The sequence below is a fragment of the Streptomyces sp. NPDC088725 genome (assembly GCF_044751305.1).
Classification (GTDB): Bacteria; Actinomycetota; Actinomycetes; order Streptomycetales; family Streptomycetaceae; genus Streptomyces.
Map to the genome: position 1 here is coordinate 101,906 of NZ_JBIVLO010000007.1, position 12,382 is coordinate 114,287.

Here is a 12,382-nt window from a genome sequence, read left to right on the forward strand (position 1 = left end):
CGTAGGAATTGCTGTGCCTGCATATCAACGAACCGTCAACGACGAGGTGACGCGTCAAGAACCTGCTGAAGCGCTTCGAATTCCTCGACGCACTTGCCGGAACCGAGCGCGACGGAATCGAGCGGATTCTCGGCGATATGGATGGGCATACCGGTCTCCCGGCGCAGCCGCTCGTCAAGGCCCCGCAGCAGTGCGCCGCCACCGGTGAGGACGATCCCGCGGTCCATGACATCGCCGGAAAGCTCGGGCGGGCACTTGTCGAGCGTCGTCTTCACGGCGTCGACAATCGCGTTGACCGGTTCCTCGATGGCCTTGCGGACCTCGGCGGCGGAGACGACGACGGTCTTCGGGAGTCCGGAGACGAGGTCACGCCCGCGGATCTCGGTGTGCTCGTCCTTTTCCAGCTCGTATGCCGAACCGATGGTGATTTTGATGCTCTCCGCGGTCCGCTCACCGAGCAGGAGCGAGTACTCCTTCTTGATGTGCTGGATGATCGCGTTGTCCAGCTCGTCCCCGGCGACCCGGATGGACTGGGCCGTCACGATGCCGCCGAGCGAGATGACGGCGACCTCCGTGGTGCCGCCGCCGATGTCCACGACCATGTTGCCGGTGGCCTCGTGGACGGGGAGGCCGGAGCCGATGGCCGCGGCCATGGGCTCCTCGATGATGTGCACCTGGCGCGCGCCGGCCTGCGTCGACGCCTCGATGACGGCGCGGCGCTCGACCCCGGTGATGCCCGAGGGTACGCACACGACGACGCGCGGGCGGGCCAGGTAGCGGCGCTTGTGGATCTTCAGGATGAAGTACCTGAGCATGCGCTCGGTGATCTCGAAGTCGGCGATCACGCCGTCTTTCAGCGGCCGGACGGCAACGATGTTGCCCGGTGTCCGGCCGATCATCTTCTTCGCTTCGGCGCCGACGGCGAGAATTCCGCCCGTGTTGGTGTTGATCGCGACGACTGACGGCTCGTTGAGAACGATCCCCCGCCCTCTGACGTACACCAGCGTGTTGGCGGTCCCGAGGTCGACAGCCATGTCACGGCCGATGAACGACATGTTGTTCCCCATGAGGATGCGTCTGGCCTTCCCTATCGAGCGTTGATGGCTTTTCAGGATGGCGAGGTGGGTGGTGAGGCTTGGAGGCTCATCGTAGTCCCGCCAGCACGTCCACGGCGCGGTGGCCCACCTCGGTAAAGGTGACGATGTGTTGGTGCGATGCGTTCCCAAAAACGGCCCGCACATGTCCATAGGCGACCGAATTCCTCCGGTCGCCGCAGGCCAACAGGCTATTTGGATGACACCCGGTCAGGAAAGACCAGGGAAGAAAATCTTCAGTTCCCGAATGGCGGACTCTTCCGAGTCCGAGGCGTGGATGAGATTTTCTCGGACGATTGTGCCGAAGTCCCCCCGGATGGATCCCGGCGCGGCGGCGATCGGGTCGGTCGGGCCGGCGAGCGCGCGGACGCCCTCGATGACCCGCTCGCCGTCCACGACGAGTGCGACGACGGGACCGGAGGCCATGAAGTCGACCAGCGGCTCGTAGAAGGGCTTGCCCTTGTGCTCGCCGTAGTGCTGCTCCAGCGTGTCCTGGTCGAGCGTGCGCAGTTCGAGCGCGCTGATGGTCCAGCCGGCCTTGCGCTCGATACGGCCGATGACCTCGCCGATCAGGCCGCGGCGAACGGCGTCGGGCTTGAGGAGGACGAGAGTGCGCTGGGTCACGGACAGGCTCCTTGAGTGCGGGATGCAGGTGCACAGAGGCTACAGGGCCCCTCACGCCTGCGATTACGCAGCGTCAGCCTCTGCGGAGCCCTGTGCGGCTGCGGCAGCCTGTGCGGCCCACCGGGCCTTCGCCTCGTCGATCGTGCGGCCGTAGTGGACCGACGCCCACCACAGCGCCGCGAACACCGCGCCGAGGAAGAACATCACCGGCACCACGAAACCGCTCGCGACCAGCGCGATCTGGAGCACCCAGCCGAGCTGTACGCCACCGGGGCGGCCGAGCATCCCGCAGAGCAGCACGGAGAGCAGCATGCCGATGCCGCAGACCGTCCACACCGTCCCCATGGACAGATCGTCCGATTTCATGGCGACGAGACCGGCGAATCCGATGACGAAGAACTCGCCGATCAGCGTCGAGGCACAGAGAGTTCGCATGGCGTTCAGCCCCTCCCGAGCAGCAGCCGGGCCTCGCCGACCGTGAGGACCGAACCCGTCACCAGCACACCGGCCCCGGCGAACTCGCTCTCCTCCTCGGCGAGCGTGATCGCCGCCTCGATGGCGTCGTCGAGCCGGGGCTCTACCTGGACGCGGTCGTCGCCGAAGACCTCGACGGCCACAGCGGCCAGTTCGTCCGCGTCCATCGCGCGGTCGTCGGAGTTCTGCGTGACCACCACATCCACACAGATCGGTTCCAGCGCCTCCAGGATTCCGCGTACGTCCTTGCCCGCGCTGGCGCCGACCACGGCGATCAGCCGGCTGAAGCCGAAGGACTCGGTGATGCCGTCGGCCGCCGCGCGGGCACCCGCCGGATTGTGCGCCGCGTCCAGCACGACGGTCGGCGAGCGGCGTACGACCTCCAGGCGGCCCGGCGACGTGACGGACGCGAACGCCTTGCGGACCGTGTCCATGTCCAACTGCCGTGCGTGCTCGGCGCCGACGCCGAAGAACGCCTCGACCGCCGCGAGCGCCACCGCCGCGTTGTGCGCCTGGTGTGCCCCGTACAGCGGCAGGAAGACCTGCTCGTACTCGCCGCCGAGCCCGCGCAGGGTCATCAGCTGGCCGCCGACCGCGATCTCGCGGGCCACCACGCCGAATTCCATGCCCTCGCGGGCGACTGTGGCGTCCACGTCGACGGCCTTCTTGAGCATCACCTGCGCGGCGTCCACCGGCTGCTGCGCCAGGATGACGGTCGCGGCCTGCTTGATGATCCCGGCCTTCTCGACCGCGATCTCACCGGGGGTCGAGCCGAGCCGGTCCGTGTGGTCCAGATCAATGGGGGTGACGACGGCGACGGCCGCGTCGATGACATTCGTCGCGTCCCAGGTCCCGCCCATGCCGACCTCGACGACGCCCGCGTCGACCGGGGCGTCGGCGAAAGCCGCGTACGCCATGGCCGTGAGCACTTCGAAGAACGAGAGGCGGTGCTCCTGCTTGCCGTCCACCAGGTCGACGAACGCCTTGATGTCGTCGTACGTCTCGACGAAACGCTCGGCGGAGATCGGGGCGCCGTCGAGGCTGATCCGCTCGGTGACCGACTGGACGTGCGGGCTGGTGTACCGGCCGGTGCGCAGGTCGAACGCGCTGAGCAGCGCCTCGATCATGCGGGCGGTGGAGGTCTTGCCGTTGGTACCGGTGATGTGGATGGTCGGATAGGCCCGCTGCGGGTCGCCCAGCACATCCATCAGCGCCTGGATCCTGGCCAGGGACGGATCGAGTCTGGTCTCGCCCCAGCGGCCGGCCAGCTCCTGCTCCACGGCGCGCAGCGCCTTGTCCACCTCGGGGTCCTCGGGACGGGCCGGCACGTCGTCGCCCTGCCGCTGCCCGGCTTGGGCACGCAGGGTACGGCTGCCGGCCTCGATCACCGCGAGGTCGGGGTCACGGTCGGTCTCGGCGTGGACGATCTCTTCGAAATCGTCGTCGTACTCGCCGGGCTGGTCGGAAGGACGGTGCTCGCTCACACGCCCAGTCTACGGAGCGCCGCGGACACCGGACGCCGGGCCGGGCCGCGGGGCCGGTTCCGGAGGTGGTACGCGCCGTGCGCGGCTCCCGGACCGGCCGGTCCGGGAGCCTGCTCGCGTCAGCTCTGCGGAAGGCCCGCGATCTGCGCCGAGATGCGCTCGATGTCCGCCTCCGCCTTGGCCAGGCGGGTACGGATCTTGTCCACCACGTTGTCCGGAGCTTTCGCCAGGAACGCCTCGTTGCCCAGCTTCGCGGTCGACTGCGCCTTCTCCTTCTCGGCGGCGCCGAGGTCCTTGGTCAGGCGCTTGCGCTCGGCCTCGACGTCGATCGTGCCGGAGAGGTCCAGCGCGACCGTGGCGCCCGCGACCGGGAGGGTCGCCGTCGCCTGGAAGCCCTCCTCGGCCGGCTGAAGGCGCAGCAGCTGGCGGATCGCCGCCTCGTGCGCCGCCAGTGACGTACCGGTCAGGTCCAGCCTGGCCGGGACCTTCTGACCCGGCTGGAGGCCCTGGTCGGCGCGGAAGCGGCGGACCTCCGTGGTCACCTCCTGGAGGTGTTCGATCTCCCGCTCGGCCGCCGCGTCACGGAACCCGCTGTCCTTCGGCCAGTCGGCGATGACAACCGATTCCTTGCCGGTGAGCGTGGTCCACAGCGTCTCGGTGACGAACGGGACGATCGGGTGCAGGAGACGCAGCGTGACGTCCAGGACCTCGCCGAGGACCCGGCCCGAGACCTTGGCCTGCTCGCCGCCCGCGAAGAACGTCGTCTTGGACAGCTCGACGTACCAGTCGAAGACCTCGTCCCACGCGAAGTGGTAGAGCGCGTCGGTGAGTTTCGCGAACTGGAAGTCGTCGTAGTACGCGTCGACCTGCGCGACCGTCGCGTTGAGCCGGGACAGGATCCAGCGGTCCGTGGCGGACAGCTCGGCGGCGTCGGGCAGTTCGCCCTCGACCGTCGCGCCGTTCATCAGCGCGAAGCGCGTGGCGTTCCAGATCTTGTTGGCGAAGTTGCGGGACGCCTGGACCCAGTCCTCGCCGATCGGCACGTCCGCACCGGGGTTGGCGCCGCGGGCCAGGGTGAAGCGGACTGCGTCGGAGCCGTACGCGTCCATCCAGTCCAGCGGGTCGACCGCGTTCGGGTTGGACTTCGACATCTTCTTGCCGAACTCGTCGCGGACCAGACCGGTCAGCGCGATGGTGCGGAACGGCGGGGTGCCGTCCATCGCGTAGAGACCGAACATCATCATCCGGGCGACCCAGAAGAAGATGATGTCGTGGCCGGTGAGCAGGACGTCGGTGGCGTAGAACTTCTCCAGGTCCGGCGTCCGCTCCGGCCAGCCGAGCGTCGAGAACGGCCACAGGCCGGACGAGAACCACGTGTCCAGGACGTCCGGGTCCTGCGTCCAGCCCTCGCCCGTCGGCGGCTCGTCGTCGGGGCCGAGGCAGACGACCTCGCCCTCGGGGCCGTACCAGACCGGGATGCGGTGGCCCCACCACAGCTGACGCGAGATGCACCAGTCGTGCATGTTGTCGACCCAGTCGAAGTAGCGCTTCGACATGTCCTGCGGGTGGATCGTGACCTGGCCGTCGCGGACCGCGTCACCGGCCGCCTTGGCGAGCGGCGAGACGTTGACCCACCACTGGAGCGACAGACGCGGCTCGACGGTCGTCCGGCAGCGGGAGCAGTGACCCACGGAGTGGGTGTACGGGCGCTTCTCGGCGACGATCCTGCCCTGCTCGCGCAGTGCTTCGACGATCGCGGAGCGCGCCTCGAACCGGTCGAGGCCCTGGAAGGGACCCGGGACGGTGATGACGGCACGCTCGTCCATGATCGTCAGGTTTTCCAGGCCGTGACGCCGGCCGATCGCGAAGTCGTTCGGGTCGTGCGCCGGGGTCACCTTGACCGCGCCGGTGCCGAACTCCGGGTCGACGTGCTCGTCCGCGACGACCGGGATCGTGCGGTCGGTGAGCGGAAGCTTGATCCGCTTGCCGATGAGGTGCGCGTACCGCGCGTCGTCGGGGTGGACGGCGACGGCGGTGTCACCGAGCATCGTCTCGACCCGGGTGGTCGCGACGACGACGGTCTCGTCGCCCTCGCCGTACTTGAGCGAGACCAGCTCGCCGTCGTCGTCCTGGTACTCGACCTCGATGTCGGAGATCGCCGTGAGACAGCGCGGGCACCAGTTGATGATGCGCTCGGCGCGGTAGATCAGCTCGTCGTCGTACAGCTTCTTGAAGATCGTCTGGACGGCCTTGGACAGGCCCTCGTCCATGGTGAAGCGCTCACGCGACCAGTCGACGCCGTCGCCGAGGCGGCGCATCTGGCCGAGGATCTTCCCGCCGTACTCTTCCTTCCACTTCCAGACGCGGTCGGTGAACTCCGCGCGCCCCAGGTCCTGGCGGGACTTGCCCTCCTCGGCCAGCTGCTGCTCGACCTTGTTCTGGGTGGCGATGCCCGCGTGGTCCATGCCCGGCAGCCACAGCGACTCGTAGCCCTGCATCCGCTTGCGGCGGGTGAGAGCGTCCATCAGCGTGTGCTGGAAGGCGTGGCCCAGATGGAGCGAACCGGTCACGTTCGGCGGCGGGATGACGATGGTGAACGGCGGCTTCTCGCTCGTCGCGTGGGCTTCGAAATAACCGCGTTCCACCCAGCGCGCGTACAGCTGACCCTCCACCTCGGCCGGCGCGTACTGGGTCGGCAATTCCGGAGTGCTGGCTGGCTGCGCTTGAGAGTTCTCGGTCACGGAGCCCAGTTTAGAGGTGTCACGGCTCCGCACTGAAACGCGTTGTTCCGTGACGGATCAGGCCCCGGTGCGTCCCCTCACCGCCGGCTCCGCCAGGATGTTCGGAACGGATAAATATCTGAAGGGGACAGATCAAAATGAGCAGCAACCAGCCGGGACCGTACGGTGACCAGCCGCCGCAGCCGGGACCGTACGGTCACCAGCCGCCGCCAGGACCGTACGGTCAGCCGGGCCCGTACGGCGGGCAGCCGCCGCAGGGGCAGCCGCAGCCCGGTTACGGTTTCCCGCAGCAGCCCCCGCAGGGTTATCCGCAGCAGCAGCCGCAGCAGCCGGGACCGTACGGCTACCCGGGGCAGCCGGGGCCCCACGGACCGGGCCGGCCCGGACAGCCGGGGCCCTACGGTCAGCCCGGACAGGCCAACCCCTACGGTCAGCAGCCTCCTTACGGAGGCGGCCAGTTCCCGCCTCCTCCCGGTCCCGCGACCAAGAAGAAGACCGGCCTGATCATCGCCGCGGTCGTGGTGGCGCTCGCGGTGATCGGCGGTGGCGCCTACCTGTTGACCACGGGCGCGGGTGACTCGATCGCCGACGACGGGCCGCACAAGCTGACCACGCCGGCAGCGGTGATCGACGGCCAGTACAAGAAGAACGATGCCAAGGGCGGCAGCCGCTTCATGACCGACGAGGACCTCAAGGACGCCGAGAGCTGGGGTGTGAAGGGCGCCCAGGACGTCGGCGCCACCTACACCGCGGGGGACGGGTCCAACCCGCTCGCCCAGAAGTACCTGACCTTCGGCGGCGTCTACGGGCGGATCGACGACCCCGAGAAGACCGTGGACGCGATGTTCGCGTACCTGGCGGAAAAGACCGCGGAAAGCGCGAAGGAAGACGGGGGCGAGGCCGCGGGCGCGCTGGCGGGCAGCCCCGAGGCGTTCGAGCCGGCGGGTCTGGACGGCGCCGTTCTGAAGTGCCAGGCGATGAAGGTCCCGAACGACCAGCCGGCGGCGGGCGACACCCCCGCGGGACCGGAGGAACTCGCCGTCTCGATCTGCGTCTGGGGCGACCACAGCACCCTCGGTTTCAACGTGCCCGTCGACACGGCGGACCTGATGGCCGGCAAGGACCCGCTGGAGGACGGCGCTGCCACCACCGCCAAACTCCGGAACGACGTACGCGTGAAGTCCTGACAGCGGCTCACGCAAGACACAGGGGCGCCCGGCCAGTTGGACTGGCCGGGCGCCCCTGTCACGTCGTACGGCGGAAACCGCCGCGCGTCACGCGGACTTCTCGTGCCGCCCGTCGTTCTTGACGATGCGCGGCTCACGCGGGACCAGCGTCGGGTTGACGTGCGAGTGGACGACTTCCTCCGTGATGACCACGCGGGCCACGTCCTTGCGGGACGGCACCTCGTACATCACCGACTGGAGGACTTCCTCCATGATCGCCCGCAGCCCGCGCGCGCCGGTGCCGCGCAGGATCGCCTGGTCGGCGATGGCCTCCAGCGCCGGCCGGTCGAACTCCAGCTCCACACCGTCGAGTTCGAACAGGCGCTGGTACTGCTTCATCAGCGCGTTGCGCGGCTCCACGAGGATCTGGAGCAGCGCCTCGCGGTCCAGGTTGTGAACCGAGGTCAGCACCGGGAGACGGCCGATGAATTCGGGGATCATCCCGAACTTCACCAGGTCCTCCGGCATGACCTCCTGGAACTGGTCGCTCTCCTCGATCTCGCGCTTGGAGCGGATCGTGGCACCGAAGCCGATGCCCTTCGCTCCCGCGCGCGACTCGATGATCTTCTCCAGACCGGAGAAGGCACCGCCCACGATGAACAGCACGTTCGTCGTGTCGATCTGGATGAACTCCTGGTGCGGGTGCTTCCGTCCGCCCTGCGGCGGGACGGAGGCGGTGGTGCCTTCCAGGATCTTCAACAGGGCCTGCTGGACGCCCTCGCCCGAGACATCGCGGGTGATCGACGGGTTCTCGCTCTTGCGCGCGACCTTGTCGATCTCATCGATGTAGATGATCCCGGTCTCGGCCTTCTTGACGTCGTAGTCAGCGGCCTGGATCAGCTTGAGCAGAATGTTCTCGACGTCCTCGCCGACATAGCCGGCCTCCGTCAGCGCCGTGGCGTCCGCGATCGCGAACGGCACGTTCAGCATGCGCGCCAGCGTCTGGGCGAGAAGCGTCTTGCCCGAGCCCGTGGGACCCAGCAACAGGATGTTGGACTTGGCGAGTTCGATCGCGTCGTCCCGGCCCGTCCCGCCGCCGTTCTCACCGGCCTGGACACGCTTGTAGTGGTTGTACACAGCTACGGAGAGGGCCTTCTTCGCGGGCTCCTGCCCGACGACGTAGCCCTCGAGGAACTCGTAGATCTCGCGCGGCTTGGGCAGTTCCTCCCAGCGCACCTCGGAGGTCTCCGCCAACTCCTCTTCGATGATCTCGTTGCAGAGATCGATGCACTCGTCGCAGATGTACACACCGGGCCCTGCGATGAGCTTCTTCACCTGCTTCTGGCTCTTCCCGCAGAACGAGCACTTGAGCAGGTCGCCGCCATCACCGATGCGTGCCACGAGGTGCTTCCCCTTCGCCTGGGAGCAGCTTGGTTCAGCGGCTCCTGTGCCTCATATCCGACCGTACCTTGCCCGGAGCCCCGTTCGGGCCCCCCTTGGCACGGTTCACATGGTCGAGCGACTTCACGTCGACCCGTATGCCCCGTGCCAAGGGCGCCGGAGGCGTCAGGCGTTCGCGCCGGCCGTGGTCTTGCGGGTCGACACGATCTGGTCGACCAGACCGTACGCCAGCGCGTCGTCGGCGGTCAGGATCTTGTCACGCTCGATGTCGTCGCGGATCTTCTCGATCGGGGTCGTCGAGTGCTTGGCCAGCATGTCTTCGAGCTGGGCACGCATCCGCAGGATCTCGTTGGCCGCGATCTCCAGGTCGGACAGCTGCTCGCGTCCGGTCTGGCTGGACGGCTGGTGGATGAGCACGCGCGCGTTCGGCAGGGCGAGTCGCTTGCCGGGGGTGCCGGCGGCGAGCAGGATCGCGGCCGCGGAAGCGGCCTGGCCCATGCACACCGTCTGGATGTCCGGCTTCACGAACTGCATCGTGTCGTAGATGGCGGTCAGCGCCGTCATCGAGCCGCCGGGGCTGTTGATGTAGATCGAGATGTCACGGTCGGGGTCCATCGACTCCAGGCAGAGCAGCTGCGCCATGACGTCGTTGGCGGAGGCGTCGTCGATCTGCACGCCGAGGAAGATCACGCGCTCTTCGAAGAGCTTCGCGTACGGGTCGTACTCGCGCACGCCCTGCGAGGTGCGCTCCACGAAGCGCGGGACGACATAACGGTTGTCCACCTGCGGGCCGGTGTAGAGGCCGCTCGCGGCGTAGTTGTTCATGTGGGTGTTCACCATCCTGATGGCGTTCGCTGGGAGGGGGCTGGGCCGGCTGGTCGGGACTGTGACGCTCAGGCCCCGGTGCCGCCGCCGCCCGGAACACCCGAAGCAGCGGAGATGATCTCGTCGATGATGCCGTACGACACGGCTTCCTCGGCAGTGAACCAGCGGTCGCGGTCACCGTCGCGGATGATCGTCTCTTCGGTCTGGCCGGTGTGGAGCGCGGTGATCTCGGCCATGCGCTTCTTCGTGCGGAGAAGCTGCTGGGCCTGGATCTTGATGTCGGAGGCGGTGCCGCCGAGGCCCGCCGAGCCCTGGTGCATGAGGATGTCGGTGTTCGGCAGCGCGAAGCGCTTGCCCGCGGTGCCGCCGGTGAGCAGGAACTGGCCCATGGAGGCCGCCATGCCCATACCGATGGTGACGACGTCGTTCGGGATGTACTGCATGGTGTCGTAGACGGCCATGCCGGCCGTCACGGAACCACCGGGGCTGTTGATGTAGAGGTAGATGTCCTTCTCGGGCTCGGCCGCGAGGAGGAGGAGCTGCGCCGTGATCTTGTTGGCGATGTCATCGTCGACCTGCTGGCCGAGGAAGATGATCCGCTCTCCGAGCAGTCGGCTGTAGACCTGGTCGCCGAGGCCACCACCGAGGGACGGCTCACCGGCGGCGTAAGGCATCAGATTCGTCACGTATACACCTGCTCGTCTCTGACGGCTGCGGCCGTCTCAGCGTCTTCGTTCCTGAGTGGGGAACTGCCCCACCCCGGTATTCATGGACCCTAACGCGCTGGTCGGCGGGCGCCATCCCGCTTCCTTGACTGTTCGCTGGGAGCGCAAGGTAGTTGAGGCGCCGTGCGGCCGTGTACGGGCCCCGGGGGCGGACGGAGCGGGCCCCGGGCGCTTGTCGCGTCCGGGGCCCGTCCTGACAGTTCAGAGCGCTGTCAGAGCGCTGCCAGAGCGAGGCTGTCAGGCCTCGGTCTTCTCTGCCGAGTCGCCCTTGTCGTCGCCCTTGTCGGCGTCGGCGGCGGCCTCGGTGGCCTCCGGGGCGTCGGCCGGAGCGGCCTCGGCGTCGGCGGCCTGGACCGTCTCGCCGGTCTCGTCCTCTTCGTCGTCCAGCTCGACGACCTCACCGTTGGTGTCGATGACCTTGGCGGCCTCGACGACCACCGCGAGCGCCTTGCCGCGGGCGACCTCGCCGACGAGCATCGGCACCTGGCCGCCTTCGACGACGGCCTGGGCGAACTGGTCGGGGGACATGCCGGAGGACTGCGCGCGGCGCACGAGGTGCTCGGTCAGCTCCTCCTGGCTCACGTTCAGCTTCTCCTTGTTGACCAGTTCGTCGAGGATGAACTGGGTCTTGATGCCCTTGACCGCCTGCTCCTCGGTCTCGGCGTCGAACTCTTCCTCGGTCTTGCCCTGGATCTCCAGGTACTTCGCGAGGTCGAGGCCCATCTGGCCGAGCTGGTGGTGCTCGAGGTTGTGCTTGCGGGTGTTGATCTCCTCCGCGAGAAGCTTCTCGGGGATCGGCACCTCGGTCAGCTTCAGCAGCTCGTCGAGGACGCGCTCCTGGGCCTGGGTGGCCTGGTCGTACTGCTTCGAGGTCTCAAGGCGCTTGCGGCTGTCCGCCTTCAGCTCCTCCAGCGTGTCGAACTCGCTCGCCATCTGCGCGAACTCGTCGTCCAGCGCGGGAAGCTCACGGGCGGCGACGGCCGTCACCTTGACGGTGACCTCGGCCGGCTTGCCCTCGGCGGAGCCGCCCTTCAGCTCGGAGGTGAAGGTGGCCTCGCCACCGGCCTCCAGGCCGGTCACGGCCTCGTCGATGCCGTCGAGCAGCTCGCCGGAACCGATGGTGTACGACACGTCGCTGGCGACGCCGTCCTCCAGCACCTCGCCGTCGACCTTCGCCTCCAGGTCGATCGTGACGACGTCACCGTCGGCGGCGGCGCGCTCGACGGGGTTGGTCGAGGCGAAGCGGTCGCGCAGCTGCTCGACCGACTTCTCGACGTCCTCGTCGGTGACCTCGATGGAGTCGACGGTGACCTCGATGCCGGAGTAGTCCGGGATCTCGATGACCGGGCGGATGTCCACCTCGGCGGTGAAGGACAGCAGCTCGCCGTCCTTCAGCTCCGTGATGTCGACATCGGGCTGTCCGAGGACGTTCAGCTCACCCTCGTTGACGGCGTCGGTGTAGAACTTCGGGAGGGCGTCGTTGACGGCCTCCTCCAGCACAGCACCGCGACCGAACCGCTGGTCGATGACGCGGGCCGGGATCTTGCCCTTCCGGAAGCCCTTCACCGTGACCTGCTGGTTGATCTTCTTGTACGCCGCGTCGAGGCTGTCCTTGAGCTCCTCGAAGGGCACCTCGACAGTGAGCCGAACCCGAGTCGGGTTCAGGGTCTCCACGGCGCTCTTCACGGTTTCGGTCTCCTTGGTGGCTGATTCTGGGGTTCTGCTGCGTCCGCCGCAGTGCGGTGGTTCAGCGGATCGGCCCGGCTCTTCAGAGACTCGTCAGACACTCGGGCACGCAACCTGCATAGTAACCGCAAGCAGGAAGCGCCCCACAACGCGATCTTGATC

Annotated in this window: 10 protein-coding genes; 1 reads left to right on the top strand and 9 read right to left on the bottom strand. The window is 67.9% G+C overall.

The annotated features are described in order from the left end of the window. Positions 1 to 35: 35 nt before the first annotated feature. The 5 genes from ACIP6N_RS19155 to ACIP6N_RS19175 all read right to left on the bottom strand — a co-directional run bounded on the left by ACIP6N_RS19155 (position 36) and on the right by ACIP6N_RS19175 (position 6,417). The gene (locus tag ACIP6N_RS19155; protein ID WP_401817377.1) at positions 36 to 1,055 is read right to left on the bottom strand and encodes a rod shape-determining protein; all 1,020 of its coding nucleotides are present in this window, start codon (positions 1,053 to 1,055) and stop codon (positions 36 to 38) included. 249 nt (positions 1,056 to 1,304) lie between these two features. Beyond that, entirely contained in the window at positions 1,305 to 1,718 is a 414-nt protein-coding gene (gene ndk / locus ACIP6N_RS19160) for a nucleoside-diphosphate kinase (protein ID WP_401817014.1), read from the bottom strand. A gap of 63 nt (positions 1,719 to 1,781) precedes the next feature. Beyond that, the gene (locus ACIP6N_RS19165; protein WP_401817016.1) at positions 1,782 to 2,153 is read right to left on the bottom strand and encodes a DUF4233 domain-containing protein; all 372 of its coding nucleotides are present in this window, start codon (positions 2,151 to 2,153) and stop codon (positions 1,782 to 1,784) included. Between the two features lie 5 nt (positions 2,154 to 2,158). Then, complete coding sequence (locus tag ACIP6N_RS19170) at positions 2,159 to 3,676, bottom strand: bifunctional folylpolyglutamate synthase/dihydrofolate synthase (protein WP_401817017.1); 1,518 nt, start codon at positions 3,674 to 3,676, stop codon at positions 2,159 to 2,161. A 119-nt stretch (positions 3,677 to 3,795) separates the two neighbouring features. Continuing rightward, the gene (locus ACIP6N_RS19175) at positions 3,796 to 6,417 is read right to left on the bottom strand and encodes a valine--tRNA ligase (RefSeq protein ID WP_401817018.1); all 2,622 of its coding nucleotides are present in this window, start codon (positions 6,415 to 6,417) and stop codon (positions 3,796 to 3,798) included. 137 nt (positions 6,418 to 6,554) lie between these two features. On the opposite strand from ACIP6N_RS19175, the gene ACIP6N_RS19180 reads away from it, so the two are divergent. After that, entirely contained in the window at positions 6,555 to 7,604 is a 1,050-nt protein-coding gene (locus ACIP6N_RS19180) for a hypothetical protein (RefSeq protein WP_401817019.1), read from the top strand. Between the two features lie 87 nt (positions 7,605 to 7,691). On the opposite strand, the gene clpX is transcribed toward ACIP6N_RS19180, so the two are convergent. The 4 genes from clpX to tig form a co-directional block, all read right to left on the bottom strand. Next, a complete protein-coding gene (gene clpX, locus ACIP6N_RS19185) occupies positions 7,692 to 8,984 on the bottom strand; it encodes an ATP-dependent Clp protease ATP-binding subunit ClpX (RefSeq protein WP_401817021.1) in 1,293 nt (430 codons plus the stop codon). Between the two features lie 165 nt (positions 8,985 to 9,149). Next, positions 9,150 to 9,824 carry an ATP-dependent Clp protease proteolytic subunit gene (locus ACIP6N_RS19190; protein WP_401817023.1) on the bottom strand — a complete coding sequence of 225 codons (675 nt, stop codon included), beginning with the start codon at positions 9,822 to 9,824 and terminating at the stop codon, positions 9,150 to 9,152. Positions 9,825 to 9,877: 53 nt separating this feature from the next. After that, positions 9,878 to 10,483 carry an ATP-dependent Clp protease proteolytic subunit gene (locus ACIP6N_RS19195; RefSeq protein ID WP_401817379.1) on the bottom strand — a complete coding sequence of 202 codons (606 nt, stop codon included), beginning with the start codon at positions 10,481 to 10,483 and terminating at the stop codon, positions 9,878 to 9,880. Positions 10,484 to 10,771: 288 nt separating this feature from the next. Continuing rightward, the gene (tig, locus tag ACIP6N_RS19200; RefSeq protein ID WP_401817025.1) at positions 10,772 to 12,220 is read right to left on the bottom strand and encodes a trigger factor; all 1,449 of its coding nucleotides are present in this window, start codon (positions 12,218 to 12,220) and stop codon (positions 10,772 to 10,774) included. Positions 12,221 to 12,382 lie beyond the last annotated feature (162 nt).

What these genes read in the sequence shown, in the direction of transcription:
- ACIP6N_RS19155 (WP_401817377.1), bottom strand. Translation starts at nt 1,055, where the DNA reads ATGTCGTTCATCGGCCGTGACATGGCTGTCGACCTCGGGACCGCCAAC.
- ACIP6N_RS19165 (WP_401817016.1), bottom strand. Translation starts at nt 2,153, where the DNA reads ATGCGAACTCTCTGTGCCTCGACGCTGATCGGCGAGTTCTTCGTCATC.
- ACIP6N_RS19180 (WP_401817019.1), top strand. Translation starts at nt 6,555, where the DNA reads ATGAGCAGCAACCAGCCGGGACCGTACGGTGACCAGCCGCCGCAGCCG.
- ACIP6N_RS19190 (WP_401817023.1), bottom strand. Translation starts at nt 9,824, where the DNA reads ATGGTGAACACCCACATGAACAACTACGCCGCGAGCGGCCTCTACACC.
- ACIP6N_RS19195 (WP_401817379.1), bottom strand. Translation starts at nt 10,483, where the DNA reads ATGCCTTACGCCGCCGGTGAGCCGTCCCTCGGTGGTGGCCTCGGCGAC.